Below are 16,850 nucleotides of genomic sequence, written 5' to 3' on the forward strand. Positions count from 1 at the left end.
AATACCTGCCTACAACCGACATTGGCGTTGTGAACTGACAAAATCGTTGTACGAAGTCAGGAGTGTCGGTGGGTCGTGATGCAATCGCCTCATGAACCTTCCTCCCGAGCCCGTCGACGGCCCGCAGGCCGCACCGGCCGGGGGCAGTGGACATGGCACGTCGGTCACACTCGTCCGAGCTCCCCGCGTCGCCGCTCGTTCCCGTGTGTGGACCGGATCGGCAGCACGTTTGCTCACACGTCGTACGGACTCGGTCTCAGCGGCGGCAAGCGGCGCGGACGCCTGGCGCCCATGGCAGGTGATCGGCGGTCCCGGAACCGGCAAGTCCTCTCTCGTCGCGGATTACGCCGTCTCCCGCATTATCGACGGCGATCCCGAAGCAGTGCTGGTGCTCACACAGTCGAAACGTGCGGCCACCGCAATGCGAGAGCAGATCACCTCCGGATTGTTCGCGGGCGAGCATGCGATGCGTGCCACACGTGAGCCACTCGTGCGCACCGTGCACTCGTATGCCTTCGCTGTTCTGCGACTGCAAGCTGCCATCTACGGCAATCCACCGCCGCGGCTGCTGACCGGCGCAGAACAGGATGCGGTCGTACGAGAGATGCTCCGGGGCGACATCGATGACGGCGCCGTCGACTGGCCGGAGCGGCTTCGCCCGGCTCTCGGACTCGTAGGGTTCGCGGCCGCAGTGCGGGACTTGATGCTTCGATCGGCCGAACGCGGTATCGGACCCGAGGATCTCGTCAAACTCGGGCGCAAGCACGCGCGCCCCGAATGGGTGGCCGTCGGCAAGTTCGCCGTCAGATACGAGCAGGCGATGATGCTGCGCGGCGCAGTGGGCGTCGAAGCGGCAGGCGCGTCCGCCCCGGGGCTGGACGCCGCCGAACTGATCGGCAGCGCGCTGATGGCGTTCGCAACCGATCCGGATCTGCTGCACGCCGAACGCGCTCGGATCCGGCACGTGATCGTCGACGACGCTCAGCATCTCGATCCACAGGCCGCGCAGTTGATCAGACTCATCGGCAGCAGAACCGAGTCGACGGTCGTGGCAGGAGACCCGGACCAGGCGGTGTTCACCTTCCGTGGCGCCGACCCCAGTTTCGTCGCCGATCTCGCGCAACCGGGGGACGAACGACGAATCGAGTTGCAACGCAACTTCAGAAGCGCGGACTCCGTTGCGACTCTCAACGCGACGATTGCAAGCAGGCTGCCAGGAGTCGGGCGGCATCGCGGCGCCGAAGCAGCTGCAGAGCCCCGATGGGGTGAGGCCGAAACAACGGTGACGGTGTTGACGTCGGCGGCCAAGGAAGCGGCGCTCATCGCAGATGTGATGCGCCGTGCACACCTCGTGGACGGTATGCCGTGGTCGGAGATGGCGGTCGTCGTCCGCTCGGTGCCAAGGGTCGTCGCTCCGCTCCGTCGAGCGATGCAGGGTGCAGGGGTGCCGATCGTGACTCCGGCATCGGAGCTCCCCCTGCATCGTCAGCACGGCGCAGTAGGTCTGCTGTTGATTCTGCGCGCGCTCGTCGACCCGGAGTTCGACGGCGAGGATGCGCTGGCGCTTCTGTCAGGTCCCATCGGCGGTGCCGATCCCGTTGGATTGAGGCGGCTTCGACGTGGTGTTCGGCGGGTCGAGCTGGGGGCGGGAGGCGAACGGGACTCCGCGGAACTGCTGCGTGAGGCGATCGTGACGGCCGGTTCATCGGTCACCGACCAGGCTGCTCCCAAATCCAGGTCGTGGCTTCCGCAACTGTCCGATGTCGAATCCGCCCCACTTCGGCGAGTTCTCGGAGTGGTGCGTAAAGCGCACGCGGTTGCTCGCCGTGGCCGCGGAGTCGAGGACGTTCTGTGGGCTGCATGGCAGGCATCAGGACTCGAGAAGCGATGGTCGTCGATGTCGGCGTGGGGAGGTTCGGCTGGAGCTCAGGCGGATCGCGATCTGGACGCCGTCGTCGCCCTGTTCGATGCGGCCGCGTCCTACGTCGACCGACTGCCGCAAGCACGGTTGGCGGGATTCGTCGAATACATATCACAGCAACAGATTCCGACGCTCGCTGCCGGTTCTTCCTCGGTACCCAAGGAAGCCGTGACGCTTCTGAGCGCGCACTCCGCGGCAGGACGGGAGTGGGAGCTGGTGGCCGTCGCCGGAGTCCAGGAAGGTCTGTGGCCGGGACTACGGGCGCGCGGAAGCCTGTTGGGAACGGAGACCCTCGTAGACCTCGCAGCCGGTGTCGAGGACGCGGGCAAGCTGCTCGACGGGGCGCTGTCCAAGACCGCCCCGCTGCTCGCCGACGAACGCAGGTTGTTCCTGGTCGCATGTAGTCGCGCGCGCTCGGTGCTGCTGGTGACTGCTGTCGATTCGAGCACCGGCGATACCGATCTGGTCCGGTCCCGATTCATCGACGAATTACGCGGCCACAACGGTGACGATCCCGAGCAGGGTCCGGAGGTCGAGCCGCAGCCGACGGCGCGTGTCCTCGCGCTTCCCATGCTGGTCGCAGAACTCCGCAGTGTCGTGTGTGATCAGTCTGTTGCAGAACATGATCCGGATCGGCACGCCCGCGCGTCGCGTCAGCTTGCCCGGCTCGCGCGAGCCGGGGTCAAGGGAGCGCATCCGGGGCAGTGGTTCGGGATCGGAGGCGTGAGTACCAGTGAACCCCTGTGGACTCGCGGTGACGGGCCTGTCCCGCTGTCGCCGTCGACGGTCGAGCAGCTGACCACCTGCCCGTTGCGGTGGATGCTGGATCGACACGGCGGGAACGACGGCTCGAACACGCACGCGATCACCGGCACGCTCGTGCACACACTCGTGCAGGCCGTCGCCGGAAAGATGCCGCCCGATCAGGTACGCCGAGCGTTGGAAACAGCTTGGGATGCAGTAGATCTGGGGTCGCAGTGGTACTCGCGACACGAGCTGGATCGGACCGGCGCCATGCTCGACACCTTCGAAAAGTGGCTCGTAGGCACCCGGGGGGAGCTCACCGAGGCCGGGGTCGAAGTCAAAGTGGAGGGCGTTCTCGAGGCACGAACCGACGAAGAACCTGCGGTGGCGTTGCGGGGTCGTATCGATCGACTCGAGCACGACCTGGACGGGCGACCCGTGATCATCGACATCAAGACCGCCAAGACGGTGATGTCGAAGGACGATGCACGCAATCACAATCAGCTTGCGACCTACCAGGTGGCGGCCGCGGCAGGTGCGATCGAGGGTGAGCCGGCCGGCGAGCCGGGTGGCGCACGGCTGGTGTTCGTGGCAAAGCCGCACAACAAAGAAGGTGCGACGCAGCGGGTACAGGAGGCCCCGACGCCGGAGAAGTTGCAGGAGTGGAGAGATATCGTGCACCAGGCCGCCTCGGCAACCCAAGGCCCGCAGTTCCAGGCGTACGTCAACGACGGCTGCAGACATTGCCCGGTGCAGTCCAGTTGTCCGGCCCACGAGACAGGAAGGCAGGTGACCGAGAGTTGAATACCACCACGGTCACCGGTCGACGCCGTACTGGCCCCGAACGCGAACCCCAGAATCTCGAACCCCAGACTCTCGAACCCCGGATCGATCCTGTCGAGCTGTCTCGCGCGCTGGGGCAGAAGCACCCGCCCACGGACGAGCAGGCAGCGGTGATCGCTGCCCCACTCGGCCCGACACTCGTCGTTGCAGGCGCCGGTGCGGGAAAGACCGAAACGATGGCGGCGCGCGTGGTCTGGATGGTAGCGAACCAGTTCGTCGATCCGGACAGCGTTCTCGGACTGACGTTCACGCGCAAGGCCGCTCAGCAACTTACGTCCCGGATCAGGGCGAGGTTGGCGCGCCTGGCAGGCTCCGATGTGGTGCGTGCTCTCGATCCGAGCTTGGCTCTACGCGAACGGATTCTGAGCGGCGAGCCGGAGGTGAGTACCTACCACTCGTACGCGGGCAGGCTGCTCACCGAACATGGGTTGCTTCTGCCGATCGAACCGTCCGCGTCCTTGCTGTCCGAAACCGAGCTGTGGCAATTGGCTCACCGCGTCGTCAGCACATGGGACGGTGATCTCGACACCGACCGCAATCCCACGTCCATCACCGAGGCGGTCCTCGCTCTGTCCGGTCAGCTCGCCGAGCATCTGGTCGATCCGGACGATCTGCGAGTGGCTCATAGCGACCTCGATCAACTGGTGCACACGTTGGGTCCCGGACCCGGACAGCGCGGGGGACCGACCAAGTCGTTGCTCGACATGATCGACGCGCAGCACAAACGAGTTGCTTTGCTGCCCTTGGTCGAGCGTCTCGCTCAGACACTGCGGCGTGAAGGTGCGCTCGATTTCGGGAGCCAGATGTCTCTGGCGGCCCGAGTCGCGGCCGACCATCACGACGTCGGGCGCGCCGAGCGTGACCGTTTCAGGCTCGTTCTTCTCGACGAGTATCAGGACACCGGGCATGCGCAGCGGGTTCTGTTGTCGTCCTTGTTCGGGGGTGGTACCGATCCATCGCTGGCGCTCACAGCGGTAGGCGATCCGATGCAGTCCATCTACGGGTGGCGCGGCGCATCGGCGGCGAATCTGCCGCGATTCGCCACGGACTTTCCGCAGGCAGGCGGTGCGCCCGCGCCCCGGCTCGAACTGCTGACGAGTTGGCGCAACCCACCCGAGGCGCTCGCCCTCGCCAACCACGTCACTGCACCGCTCAAGGAAGTAGGCGTGCCGGTGCCGACCCTGCGTGCTCGCCCTGGTGCAACGGCCGGCGATATCCGAATGGCAATGACGGCCACGGTGCTCGGTGAACGAGAGTGGGTTGCCGATCGAATCGCAGCGGAGTTCCGTGCGGCGTCGGACGAGGACCGGCCGCCGCCGACCGCGGCCGTGCTCGTACGACGCAACGCCGACGCGGAGCCGATCGCAGACGCCCTGCGGGCCAGAGGTCTACCGGTCGAGGTCGTCGGACTCGGCGGGCTCCTGCACATCCCTGAGGTCGCCGATGTCATCGCGATGCTTCGACTGGTGGCCGACCCGATGGCAGGCAGCGCGGCAATGCGTGTTCTGACCGGGTCGCGGTGGCAGATCGGGGCGGCGGACCTCAGAGCACTCTCCCGTAGGTCGCGTGAGCTGGGGATCGGGGGCACACACGGAACTGCAGGACGAGTCGATGATGCGGAGGCGCTCGACGCCGCGCTGGAGAGTTCGTTACCCGGCGAGCACGCCGAGGACGCGGGCCTGGCCGACGCCATCGCGGACCCTGGTGCAGCCGAGCGTTATTCGGCGCGCGGGTATGAACGAATCACTGCCCTCGCCGCGGAACTTCATTCGCTCCGAGACCGGATCGGACAGCCGCTGACCGAGTTGGTCGCGGACATCGAGCGATCCATGGGAATCGGAATCGAGGCGCAGGCGCGAACACCAGCGTCCGTCGTCGGCGCAGTGGGACGCGAGCACCTCGACGAATTCGCGGTCGTCGTCGCCGATTACGCCGACAACCCGACCGCTACGGTCACCGGTTTCCTGGCCTTTCTCGCGGCAGCCGACACGGTGGAGAACGGGCTCGCTCCCGGTGAGGTCGAGGTGGCGCCGCACCGAGTGCAGGTACTCACCGTGCACTCCGCGAAGGGTCTCGAATGGGAAGTCGTCGCCGTCCCGCACGTCTCGAAAGGCGTCTTTCCGTCGTCGACAGCGTCCTCGACGTGGTTGGGCGCGATGGCGGAACTTCCTCCGACTTTGCGTGGCGATCGATCCGTCCAGGACGCGGAAGGCCGTATGTCCGAGGGTGTTCCGGTTCTGGACCTCGACGGGGTTTACAACAGAAAGGATCTGCAAGAGGCCATCGATCGTCACAAGGATGCCTTGGCGAGACGTAGGCTCGCCGAGGACCGGCGACTGTTCTATGTTGCGCTGACGCGGACCGAACGCGCACTCTTCCTGTCGGGGCACCACTGGGACGAGACCAGTGCCAAACCCCGAGGGCCGTCGGAATTTCTGGGGGAAATCAAGGCACTGGTAGATGCCACTGCGGCACGTGGCGACGGCCCGGTCGCCGTCGTGGACGAATGGGCTACCGCGCCGGAGGACGGAACCGACAACCCGCTTGCCGCCGAGCCGCACTCGGCATCGTGGCCGCGCGACCCGCTCGGTGCCAGGCGGGCGTCCGTCGAACTCGGGGCGCAGGCCGTATTGAACATGCTCGACCGACCGGACGACGCATCGGACGACGATCCGGAGAACTGGGCTGCCGACGTCGACGCATTGCTTGCCGAACGAGAAGAGCGGTCACGTCGAGAGGTGAATGTCGCTCTGCCGGAAAACCTCTCGGTGAGTCAACTCGTCGATCTCGCCGCAGATCCCGATGCATTGGCGTCAAGGCTTCGTCGTCCGTTGCCGTTCCCGCCGAACCCGTTGGCGCGTCGAGGAACCGCATTCCACGCGTGGATCGAGCGACGCTTCGGAGCCACCCGGTTGTTGGACCTGGACGAACTGCCTGGATCCGCGGACACCGGCGCGAGTGCCGACGTCGATCTCGAGACGCTGCAGCAGGCGTTCCTTGCTTCGGATTGGTCACTACGCAGTCCGATCGAGGTCGAGGTGCCGTTCGAGACCGCTGTGGCAGGCACGGTACTGCGAGGTCGAATCGATGCGGTGTTCGCCGACTCCGACGGCGGTTGGACGGTCATCGACTGGAAGACAGGCAAGGAACCCTCTGCGACGGAGGAGAAGTCCGTCGTGATGCAGCTCGCGGCCTATCGGATCGCGTGGGCGGAATTGATGTCGGCCTCGTCCCCCCAGCCGATTCCACTCGAGCGGGTTCGGGCCGCGTTCCACTACGTGCGGAGCGGGCGAACCATTGCACCCGTAGATCTACCCGACGCGCAGGCGCTCGCTGCGTTGATCGACGGCACCGCAGAAGTCGAGTTCGACCAACCGTGAGCTGAGTGCTGTGTTCCGCGAGCGCCGTCAGGGTGCGTCTCGGCGTGCTTTCAACGCCTCGGTGACCAGCGGAATTTGGAGCGGAAGACGGGCGATCAGAGCGGCTTTCACGGCCGGCGAGGTTTTCGGGTTGCCGACGTAGCGACGGGCGAGGTCGATGTTGGCGGGGAACACGGCGACGAACAACGCAGCGGCGAGGGCGCCTCCGACGCGGCGGGTGCGCGGTATCGCAAGAGTGGTCGCCACGGCTAGTTCGGCGATCCCCGACACCTGGGTGTAGGTGCGCGCCTTGCCCGGCAGTGCGCGCGGAACCTGCAGGTCGAAGAACTGGGGTGTGACGAAGTGGAGAATGCCCGCACCGCCCAGCAACACGGACAATCTCAACGCTGCGGCCTGACTGTTGTGCTGTGTCATGGGTATACCGTGCCACATTCGGATGACGCGTCGGCGCGGGCGAATCTCTCCGTTGGGGTTACGCTGCCAGCCGTGGACGACAAGGCGGAGGTGAGTAGACGACGTGGCAGGTAGGTTGCGCGCTCGATTGAGCGCGGGAGACACATTGACCGACAAACCAGACTTCGCTCTGGTCGGTGTTCTGCGTGTGCCGGAACTGCAGAGCAGCCCATGGAGGGCGATCTATCGACGAATCCTCATCGCGCTGGGGGCGTTGATGTTGGCCGCGCTCATCGTCTACCTGGACCGCGACGGATATCGCGACGCCCAGGACAACGAACTGTCCTTCCTCGACGCCTTGTACTACGCAACGGTCTCGCTCTCGACTACCGGCTACGGCGACATCACCCCGATCGCGCCGTCCGCGCGTCTGGTGAACATCCTCGTCATTACGCCACTTCGAATCTTCTTCCTCATCTTGTTGGTCGGAACCACGCTCGCCGTTCTCACCGAGCGGTCCCGGCAGGCATTCAAAATTCAGCGATGGAGGCGCAGCGTGCGCAATCACACCGTGGTCATCGGCTTCGGAACCAAAGGCCGTACGGCCGTCGACGCCATGCTCGGTGACGGGGTCCCGGCATCGGAGATCGTCGTCGTCGACACCGACCAGACCGTGTTGGATTCGGCGTCGAACATGGGGTTGGTGACGGTGCACGGTTCGGCCACCAAGTCGGACGTGCTGAGGCTGACAGGTGCGCAGCACGCGTCTGCGATCATCGTGGCCACCAATCGCGACGACACAGCGGTTCTCGTGACGCTCACAGCCCGCGAGATCGCACCGAAGGCGAAGATCGTCGCAGCTATCCGTGAGGCGGAGAACACCCATCTCCTCCGGCAGTCGGGTGCGGATTCGGTCGTCGTGTCGTCCGAGACGGCAGGTCGTTTGCTCGGTATTGCCACCACGACACCGAGTGTGGTGGAGATGATCGAAGATCTTCTGACGCCCGAGGCCGGCTTCGCGATCGCCGAGAGAGAAGTCGAGCGTGACGAGGTCGGCGGATCTCCACGGCACCTGGCCGACATCGTGCTGGGCGTCGTGCGCGGTGGAAAGCTGTTCCGTGTTGGCTCGCCCGAGGTCGACGCGGTGGAGGCCACCGATCGCTTGCTCTACATCCGCCGCGTCGGCGAATGATGGGCGGGCACTAGGTCTGTAGACCGTGCAACGACAGTAGGGTCTTTGCTGTGCCACGATTCGAACTTGCCTCGCCGCCGCTTCTTTCCCGATCACCGCTCAATCGCGCCGAGGAACTCAGAAAAGACCCGGACGCGCTGCGTGCGGGTTGGCCGGACGCGAAGGTGCTTCAAGTCGATCATCGTGGTCGGTTGCAGGTGGGCCCTGATGGTTTGACGTTCACCCCGGCGACCGACCTCGGGGCGGAGCCCGCAGTCGATGCGGTGTTTCTCGGCATCGACGACGGCCATCATCTGTGGGCGAAGCGTGTCGGCGCGCTCACCGGCGAACTAGGTGATCTGCGGACTATCGGGGAAACGCTGGACGAGACGCAGCTGTCGATTCTGACGAGTGCTCTCGCGATTCTCAACTGGCACGCGAGCGCAAGCTTCAGCGCGCTCGACGGCGCCGCCACGACCCCGTCGTCCGCAGGGTGGTCACGAACCAGCACCTCGAACGGGCACGAAGAGTTCCCCCGGACAGACCCCGCCGTCATCTGCCTCGTGCACGACGGCGGCGACCGCGTGCTGCTGGCCCGGGCGCCCGCATGGCCCGAGCGTCGGTTCTCCGTACTGGCAGGATTCGTCGAGGCGGGGGAGTCACTCGAGACCTGCGTGGTGCGTGAAATTCAGGAAGAAGTCGGACTGACGGTGTCCGACATCACATACCTGGGGAGTCAGCCGTGGCCGTTCCCCCGTTCGGTGATGATCGGCTTCTCAGCGGTGGCCGACCCCGACGTACCGCTTCGATTCCTCGACGGAGAGATTGCCGAGGCCCATTGGTTCGACCGTGAGGAAGTCCGTGGCGCTCTCGAACTCGGCGATTGGGCCGCCGATTCGGACTCGCGGCTGTTGCTACCCGGATCGATCTCGATCGCACGAGGCATGCTGGAAGCCTGGGCCGCGAGCGGCGACTGAAAGAGGTCAGAGTCCGAGCGAGCGCTTCACGGCGGCGAGCGTCGGGTTCGTCGCAGTCGAGCCGTCCGCAAAAAGGACCGTCGGGACGATGTGATTTCCGTTGTTGACGCTACCGACGAACTCCGCCGACTTCGGATCCTGCTCGATATCGATCTCGGCGTACTCGATACCAGCCTCGTCGAGCTGGGTCTTGAGCCTGCGGCAGTACCCGCACCACGTGGTGGAGTAGACGGTCAACGCCGCGGCGTTGTCGGATGCGGTGTTCTCGGTTGTGGTCACGCAACGATTCAACACGGCATCAGGATCGGTTGTTCCAGTACCCACCGGCCGTGCCGCCGAATATCGGTCTCGCCCGACTTCGATCGGGTGCTGTCGGGGTCTCCTGACATGATGGACGCCATGTCTGTGGATTCGATGATCGCCGGGTTGGATCCCGAACAGTCGGCTGCCGTGGCAGCCCCCCGCGGGCCAGTGTGTGTACTCGCCGGCGCCGGCACCGGCAAGACACGCACGATCACGCGGCGAATCGCCCACCTCGTGTCCGCTGGCCACGTGTCGGCCGGCCAGGTGCTCGCGGTGACCTTCACGGCGCGCGCGGCGGGTGAGATGCGTGGCCGCTTGCGGGAGCTCGGGGTGGGCGGAGACGGTCCGCCGGTTCAGGCCCGCACGTTTCACGCTGCCGCGCTTCGTCAGCTCAAGTACTTCTGGCCTCAGGTCGTCGGCGACACCGGTTGGCAGTTGCTCGACCGCAAGTTCGCGTTGGTGAGCCAGGCAGCGCACCGAGCCGGTGTCTCGACGTCGACCGATGCGGTGCGCGATCTCGCCGGCGAGATCGAATGGGCCAAGGGCTCCCTGATCGCTCCCGAGGACTACCCGGCAATCGCTGCGAAGCTACGGCGAGAAGTTCCCATGGACGCAGCGAAGGTCTCGTCGGTCTATGCAGGATACGAGGATCTCAAATCGCACGGCGGCGACGGCATGCTGCTCGACTTCGACGACCTGTTGTTGCACACAGCCGCTGCACTGGAAGAGAATTCCGCAGTCGCACAGGAGTTCCGTGAGCGGTATCGCTGCTTCGTAGTCGACGAATACCAGGACGTCACACCGTTGCAACAGCGGGTTCTCGATGCCTGGCTGGGCGAGAGGGACGATCTGACCGTCGTGGGGGACGCGAATCAGACGATCTACTCCTTCACCGGCGCGACGCCGCGTTATCTGCTCGATTTCTCTCGCCGTTTCCCCGACGCCACCGTCGTCCGGCTCGAACGCGACTATCGGTCGACGCCCGAGGTTGTGTCGCTGGCAAACCGGGTGATCGGCGCAGCCCGAGGACGTATCGCGGGCACCAGATTGCAGCTCATCGGCCAGCGGCCGGCGGGACCGGAGCCCGAGTTCTCCGAGTACGACGACGAACCGGCCGAGGCCGACGGCGTTGCGCGGGCAATCAAGCGGTTGATCTCGAAGGGTGTCGCGCCGGCCGAGATTGCGGTGCTCTACCGGATCAACGCGCAATCGGAAGTGCACGAGCAAGCGCTGACGGAACTACAGATTCCCTATCAGGTGCGAGGTGGCGAGGGGTTCTTCAACAGACCCGAGGTGCGGCAAGGTATCTCGGCGCTGCGGAGCGCGTCGGGGCGCGATGATCTCCCCGAAGAGTCGACGGTGGGGCAAGGGCTTCCGTCGTTGGTGAGGGCCGTTCTGGCGCCGCTCGGTTTGACTGCGACCGAGCCGACCGGCGCGCAGGCGCGCGAGAAGTGGGCGTCGTTGGGCGGTCTCGTTCAGGTCGCCGAGGAGTTGGTCGCCCAGGACCCCGATCTGAACCTGGACCGTTTGCTCGGCGAGTTGGCCGCCCGGGCAGAGGCTCGTCACCCACCTGTCGTGCAGGGTGTGACGTTGGCGTCGCTCCACGCGGCAAAGGGATTGGAATGGGACGCGGTGTTCATCGTCGGCCTCGTCGACGGAACACTTCCGATTTCCCACGCCCTCGGCAACGATCCCAGTGCCAACAACGACGCTGCCATCGAGGAGGAGCGGCGTCTGTTGTACGTCGGTGTCACCCGTGCGCGGGAGCACCTGCACCTGTCCTGGGCTCTCGCGCGCAACGAAGGCGGACGCAAGTCCAGGCGGCGGTCGAGATTTCTCGGCGGTCTGATACCCGAGGACTCGCCCGCGTCGCGCATCGCAGCACCCACGACGAAGAAGTCCGGGCCGAAATGCAGACTGTGCGGCAAAGCGCTGCTCGGTACTGCGGCGACGATGCTGGGACGGTGTGAGAGCCACCCCAGTGACGTCGACATCGCGCTGCTCGACGCATTGAAGGCATGGCGTCTCGACATGTCGCGCGAGTTGAAGGTTCCGGCCTACGTGGTTTTCAGTGATATGACACTGACCGCTATTGCCGAACAGCAGCCGCAAGACGAGCGCGGGCTTGTCGCGATCCCTGGTATCGGGGCGAAGAAGCTCGAACGCTTCGGCGAGGACGTGCTGGCAGTAGTACGAGAGTCGTCGAGCGCCTGAGTCTTCCGAATATCCCCAGGTAGAAAATAACTTGTGCGGTTCGGACCGTCGGGTTTAGTCTGTTTTCACCGCCCGCGGGAGACCGCGAGCACACGAGACACTGTCCGCAGATCGCTATCGAAAAGGAGGTGGAGAGAAATGAAGAATTCAATCTTCAGCGCTACGTCGGTGAATATCGCCGCGTTCAACGCTGCTGTGCCCATGAGCTATGCAGCCGACGTGTCGGCTGTACGGATCGGCGGCGTCTCCGCCTCCCTCCCCGCCGGCTCGCTCGGCTCCGCGGGAGCTGTCGCTGCTTCGGCCGCCCTGGTCGGCGCGGAAGCGATGACGGCGGTCACGCCTGCAGCACAGACGGCTGCAGCGTTGTTCGCAGCACAGCCCTTCGCAGCACAGCCCTTTGCAGCACAGTGGTCCGCCGCGACCAATCCAGCAGCACGTCATCGCCGCGCACCAGCGATGTCCGTGATCGAGAATCGATATCGAGAACACTCTCGATAGATCCTCGACTCGCCTCCAAGGCCACGGACCCGCTCACGCGGACCGTGGCCTTTTTCGTTCGATGAGTCCCCTCGGATTCGAACGTTTCGGTCCCACTTGGTTCGCAGAATCACCGCAAAACCGTAAACACGCCGAAACGAAAAGTAGAGGAGACCGACGTGTCAACCGCCACGATCCGGACGACATGCCGATACGAAACGCAATCCGATGTCGACACCACAGTGTCCGCACCGAACGATGCTCCAGGGAGCGAAATGAAGAACTCGGCAGGCGAAGTGCCGTGCCGCATAGCTGATCCCGATCTGTGGTTCGCCGACAGTCCGGGTGAACTCGAGCGGGCGAAGGCACTGTGTGCTCAGTGCCCCGTCCGACGGATCTGCCTGAGCGCGGCACTCGACCGCGCCGAACCGTGGGGCGTGTGGGGCGGCGAAATTCTCGACCAAGGAGTCGTGATCGCGCGCAAACGCCCGCGTGGACGTCCTCGTAAGCAACAGCAGGTCGCGTAGAAGGTGGTGCCCGATTTCTCAGCCGAGGTCGATCAGACCTCGGCTGAGAATCCGGGCATCCACTCCGTCAGAATGGCCATGTACGGCGCGTATGCGTCGAGTTGGGCACAGATGCCGACGAGGCCGCCCAATACACGGAATATCATCACGTACTCCGCTGGCATGTTCAGTGCGCGTACGGTCCGGAACTGTGCGCTGTCGAACTCGGCGGCCGTGCCCGCGGCCTTCTGCAGCCAGGCACGGGTGAAGTGAAACGACTCGGATCGGATCGGATCGGTGAACGGGCGAAGGTAGTCCGCGATCTCCTGTGCCGTGACTGTCCGCCCGGGTATGACAAACCCGTTGCTGGTGCACAATTCGACCAAGTCGTCGAATTGCTCGTCGCGCGCGAGCCTGACCATACGACCGAGAACCGGCGGGAGTCCATGCGGCATCGGAGCGGTTGCGCCGAAGTCGATGACGCCGAGGCGGCCGTCGGGCAAGATCATGAAATTGCCCGGATGAGGGTCGGCATGCAGAAACCCAGCGCGAGCGGGAGCTTCGAATGCAAAGCGCACCAATAGTTCCCCGGCGGCGTTGCGCTCCTCGGCGGTCCCGTCGGCGATCGCCGCGGACAGCGGCCGACCGTTCATCCACTCGGTGACGAGAACTTTCGGTGCACTGGCGACCACACGTGGAACGGAGTACTTGGGGTCGTTCTCGAAGGCAGTTGCGAACGCACGTTGGCTTGCGGCTTCGATGCGGTAGTCGAGTTCGTCCTCGGTGCGCGCAATCAGTTCGTCGAGCACGGGCTTGACGTCCGCACCGGTGAAGATGGCGCTGAAGGTGTTGGCGAAGCGAGACATGGTTTTGAGGTCCGCACGGAGTGCATCGTCGGCACCCGGATATTGCACCTTGACCGCAACGTCGCGTCCGTCCGACCACACTGCCCGATGAACCTGACCAATGCTGGCCGACGCCACCGGGGTGTCCTCGAACGAATCGAATCGAGAACGCCAGGCGGTGCCGAGCTGGCGGTCCAGCACTCGGTGAACCTTGGCCGCGGGGAGGGGAGGCGCGTCGGCTTGCAGCTTGGTGAGCGCTTCTCGGTACGGTTCCGCGAACTCCTCCGGTACGGCGGCTTCCATCACGGACAGAGCCTGCCCGAACTTCATTGCGCCGCCTTTGAGTTCGCCCAGGACCGAGAAGAGTTGTTCGGCGGCTTTGGCTGCGAGCTCGGAATCGATCTCGCTGCGGTTGCCGCCGGCCAACTTCTTCCCGAAGCCAACGGCGGCTCTACCCGCGATCCCGATGGGGATACGAGCGAGCTTGGCGGTTCGGGCTGAGCTCCGGCGTGGAATGTCTGGCACATCTCCATCATGTCGGACCAGAGGCCATCCTGCCCACAGCGCAGGCCACAGAGGTGCACGCGTCCGTTTTGTCACGCTGCGCAATCACATCCGGGGTGGCGATCCCACCTCCGGCGATTCATGACGTGTCGACGTAGATCGATCTCCACTGTCGTGTCGGCCAGGGGAGTGCGGCGATCGACGACGTAAGCGGCGATCGATTCGAGTGCAACTGCGGCAGTCGCGAGAACAGTCGGCTTCGCCGCCTCGCCGACCCGTCCGAGAAGTTGCGCGGCCAGATGGGGCCAGTGCCGGTCCAACCCACCTCTCACGAGGTCCGCGCACCGGAGACAACTGGTCGTTCCCGGCAGCACGAACGGACCAACGATCCCCAGGTGATCTCGAAGCCGAACCTGCAGGTGCGGTGTCCTGCTACGAACAAGTCCGGTCACCACCCGTGGGTCGGGGGTCATGTCGTCGGTGAGAACGACCATGTCGCAGTCCCACTCGCGTTCGGACACGATGAGTTGAGTGGGCGCTACGGCCGATCGCGTGAAGGTGATTGCGGCAGACGGGGTCGACCCGGCGATGATGGCGTCGGACAGAGGGCCACGTCCCAAGATGTTCACGACCGTGCTCGCTGCGGCAGCAGTGCCTTCGTCGGCAGGTCGGAGGACTCCTTCGACCAACAAGCCGGCCTCGGAGAGTTCGGCGAGAAGGGTGGACATCGAGTTCGCCGACAGGCCGACAGTTCCGGCGTACCAGATCATGTGGGCCCGCGAATGGACTCCGTCCAGACGGCGAAGCAGGTCGATGAAGACGTCGTGCCCGATCGGGGGCGGCGGGGTGATCGAAAACGACCGATCCGGATTCCAGCCGAGTCGTACGGTTCCGTCGCGTTGGGAGAAGACCGGCACGGCAAGGTTCGGTCGGCGGATCATCTGTGTGCGCACAGCGTGAACAATTGCACGGCGAGGCTCGTGGACAGGGCCCTGGACGGAAGGTTATCCACAGGCGCGCAAGGCGCTGAGCTGTGTTGATATCCAAAAACGCCGGTGCTACCGAAAAAATCGGTAGCACCGGCGTCACCGCGTGGTTTCGAGCGGTCAGCTTGGAGAGTCCTTGCCGTCGTCTCCCTCTCGCTCGGTGTTCTCCCGAGCGATTCGTTCCTGTGCTTCGGTGGCCTCGAGTTGCGCGATGGGATCGTCGAAATTGCTCGAACCCCCGCCGACGACGCCGTCGATGAACGACGCAGAATCGTCGAGATCGGACGAGACGGGCAATAGATCCGGGTGCGCCCACACACCGTCGCGTCCATCGATCCCGGCGGCCTCGGTGAGCCTTCGCCAGAGGGCGCCTGCCTCACGGACCTTGCGAGGTCGCAGTTCGAGACCCACGAGTGTCGCGAACGTCTGCTCCGCGGGTCCGCCGGAAGCTCTTCTTCGTCGAATAGTTTCTCCGAGCGCGCTCGCGCCGGGCAGGCGGTCACCCAACGCCTCCGCGACGACGGTCTCGACCCACCCTTCGACCAATGCGAGGAGCGTCTCGAGGCGTTCGAGCGCCTGCTTCTGCTCGGGCGTCGTCTGAGGTTCGAAGGCTCCCTGTTGCAGGATTTCCTCGATCTTGGACGGGTCCGTGAGGGCGGACGGATCGAGCCCGGATGCGGCTTCCTCTATCGCTGAGAAGTCCATCCGAATTCCGCGGGCGTATTCCTCCACCGTCGCAAGTACTCGCTGACGCAACCACGGAACGTGGCTGTACAGCCGTTGGTGGGCCGCCTCACGTGCTGCGAGAAAGACGAGGACCTCCCGCTCGGGCTGTTCCAAGCCCTCGGAGAATGCTGCAATCGCTTCTGGCAGGAGCGCGGAGACGCCGCTCGGCCCGAGCGGGATGCCGATATCGGTCGAAGTGAGAACTTCTTTGGACAGTTGGCCGAGAGCTTGACCGAGCTGCGAGCCGAAAGCCATTCCGCCCATTTGCGTGAGCATGCCCATCATCGGACCCGCCGCCTGCTGGGCCTCCGGCGGCAAACCGGCAGTCCACATGCCCGAAATCTGTTCGGCGACTGGATCGCACAAGCGCTTCCACGTGTCGATCGTGTTGTCCAACCAGTCGCCTGGGTTCCACGCGGCAGTCTTCGACGCGCCTGCAGGCAGCGTGGTCGCGCCGTCGATCCACAGCTCGGCGAGATGGGCGGCCTCGGAAATCGCCTCGGCTTTACCGGAGCCGACGGGAGAGATCGTTCCTATCTGCTGGCGGGCCAACTGTTTGGCCAGGTCGTAGTTGACCGGGCCCGCCGCGCTGCCACCCGCACCTGGAGCGCCCATCCCGCTGAGCATCTGGCCGAACTGAGTGAGCATCTGGCCGAGAGCTGCCGGGTCGAAGCCCTCACCGCCGAACCCGAACCCACCGGGAACCCCGCCGGAGGAATCGCCGCCCTGATCCTTCTTCTTGTCCGGATCCTCGTCGGAGCCCTGGAAACCAAAATTGCTCATAGGCCAACGGTACAAGGCGTACGGACACCTGGCACCGTCGGTGATCACGCTGACGGCGAACACGACGCTCCCGCGTG

12 protein-coding genes are annotated in these 16,850 nt (G+C 65.0%); 7 read left to right on the top strand and 5 right to left on the bottom strand.

What is annotated here, in order from left to right; genetic code table 11:
• Positions 1 to 91: 91 nt before the first annotated feature.
• Together D8W71_RS14195 and D8W71_RS14200 are read left to right on the top strand one after the other, a co-directional pair.
• Entirely contained in the window at positions 92 to 3,469 is a 3,378-nt protein-coding gene (locus D8W71_RS14195; RefSeq protein ID WP_121119183.1) for an ATP-dependent helicase, read from the top strand.
• A gap of 83 nt (positions 3,470 to 3,552) precedes the next feature.
• The gene (locus D8W71_RS14200) at positions 3,553 to 6,888 is read left to right on the top strand and encodes an ATP-dependent helicase (protein WP_236077984.1); all 3,336 of its coding nucleotides are present in this window, start codon (positions 3,553 to 3,555) and stop codon (positions 6,886 to 6,888) included.
• 27 nt (positions 6,889 to 6,915) lie between these two features.
• Here the strand turns inward: D8W71_RS14200 and D8W71_RS14205 are convergent, their stop codons facing one another.
• On the bottom strand, positions 6,916 to 7,302 hold the full coding sequence (locus D8W71_RS14205) for a DoxX family protein (RefSeq protein WP_121114210.1): 387 nt from the start codon (positions 7,300 to 7,302) through the stop codon (positions 6,916 to 6,918).
• A gap of 103 nt (positions 7,303 to 7,405) precedes the next feature.
• On the opposite strand from D8W71_RS14205, the gene D8W71_RS14210 reads away from it, so the two are divergent.
• Both D8W71_RS14210 and nudC read left to right on the top strand, forming a co-directional pair.
• The gene (locus D8W71_RS14210) at positions 7,406 to 8,473 is read left to right on the top strand and encodes a potassium channel family protein (protein ID WP_121114211.1); all 1,068 of its coding nucleotides are present in this window, start codon (positions 7,406 to 7,408) and stop codon (positions 8,471 to 8,473) included.
• A 50-nt stretch (positions 8,474 to 8,523) separates the two neighbouring features.
• The gene (gene nudC, locus D8W71_RS14215; RefSeq protein WP_121114212.1) at positions 8,524 to 9,429 is read left to right on the top strand and encodes an NAD(+) diphosphatase; all 906 of its coding nucleotides are present in this window, start codon (positions 8,524 to 8,526) and stop codon (positions 9,427 to 9,429) included.
• A gap of 6 nt (positions 9,430 to 9,435) precedes the next feature.
• Here the strand turns inward: nudC and D8W71_RS14220 are convergent, their stop codons facing one another.
• The gene (locus D8W71_RS14220; RefSeq protein ID WP_121119189.1) at positions 9,436 to 9,708 is read right to left on the bottom strand and encodes a mycoredoxin; all 273 of its coding nucleotides are present in this window, start codon (positions 9,706 to 9,708) and stop codon (positions 9,436 to 9,438) included.
• Between the two features lie 108 nt (positions 9,709 to 9,816).
• Here D8W71_RS14220 and D8W71_RS14225 point away from each other — a divergent pair, with 108 nt between their 5' ends.
• The 3 genes from D8W71_RS14225 (at position 9,817) to D8W71_RS14235 (ending at position 12,950) form a co-directional block, all read left to right on the top strand.
• The gene (locus tag D8W71_RS14225; protein ID WP_442971972.1) at positions 9,817 to 11,946 is read left to right on the top strand and encodes an ATP-dependent DNA helicase UvrD2; all 2,130 of its coding nucleotides are present in this window, start codon (positions 9,817 to 9,819) and stop codon (positions 11,944 to 11,946) included.
• A gap of 138 nt (positions 11,947 to 12,084) precedes the next feature.
• Positions 12,085 to 12,444, top strand: coding sequence for a hypothetical protein (locus D8W71_RS14230; RefSeq protein ID WP_121114213.1), 360 nt, complete (start codon positions 12,085 to 12,087; stop codon positions 12,442 to 12,444).
• 254 nt (positions 12,445 to 12,698) lie between these two features.
• Complete coding sequence (locus D8W71_RS14235; RefSeq protein ID WP_121119191.1) at positions 12,699 to 12,950, top strand: WhiB family transcriptional regulator; 252 nt, start codon at positions 12,699 to 12,701, stop codon at positions 12,948 to 12,950.
• A gap of 32 nt (positions 12,951 to 12,982) precedes the next feature.
• Here D8W71_RS14235 and D8W71_RS14240 read toward each other — a convergent pair whose 3' ends face one another.
• The 3 genes from D8W71_RS14240 to D8W71_RS14250 all read right to left on the bottom strand — a co-directional run bounded on the left by D8W71_RS14240 (position 12,983) and on the right by D8W71_RS14250 (position 16,773).
• Positions 12,983 to 14,299, bottom strand: a complete 1,317-nt coding sequence (locus tag D8W71_RS14240; protein WP_121114214.1) for an ABC1 kinase family protein — start codon at positions 14,297 to 14,299, stop codon at positions 12,983 to 12,985.
• A 71-nt stretch (positions 14,300 to 14,370) separates the two neighbouring features.
• Positions 14,371 to 15,231 (bottom strand): hypothetical protein, encoded by an 861-nt coding sequence (locus D8W71_RS14245; protein ID WP_236077432.1) that lies wholly within the window; start codon positions 15,229 to 15,231, stop codon positions 14,371 to 14,373.
• Positions 15,232 to 15,384: 153 nt separating this feature from the next.
• A complete protein-coding gene (locus D8W71_RS14250; protein WP_121119195.1) occupies positions 15,385 to 16,773 on the bottom strand; it encodes a zinc-dependent metalloprotease in 1,389 nt (462 codons plus the stop codon).
• Between the last annotated feature and the right edge of the window lie 77 nt (positions 16,774 to 16,850).

It is taken from the genome of Rhodococcus sp. P1Y, assembly GCF_003641205.1.
In the GTDB taxonomy this organism is placed as follows: Bacteria; Actinomycetota; Actinomycetes; order Mycobacteriales; family Mycobacteriaceae; genus Rhodococcoides.

Bases quoted from the DNA above. Each gene is read 5' to 3' on its own strand.
- D8W71_RS14195 (WP_121119183.1), top strand. From the start codon at position 92: ATGAACCTTCCTCCCGAGCCCGTCGACGGCCCGCAGGCCGCACCGGCC.
- D8W71_RS14205 (WP_121114210.1), bottom strand. From the start codon at position 7,302: ATGACACAGCACAACAGTCAGGCCGCAGCGTTGAGATTGTCCGTGTTG.
- D8W71_RS14225 (WP_442971972.1), top strand. From the start codon at position 9,817: ATGATGGACGCCATGTCTGTGGATTCGATGATCGCCGGGTTGGATCCC.
- D8W71_RS14230 (WP_121114213.1), top strand. From the start codon at position 12,085: ATGAAGAATTCAATCTTCAGCGCTACGTCGGTGAATATCGCCGCGTTC.
- D8W71_RS14235 (WP_121119191.1), top strand. From the start codon at position 12,699: ATGAAGAACTCGGCAGGCGAAGTGCCGTGCCGCATAGCTGATCCCGAT.
- D8W71_RS14250 (WP_121119195.1), bottom strand. From the start codon at position 16,773: ATGAGCAATTTTGGTTTCCAGGGCTCCGACGAGGATCCGGACAAGAAG.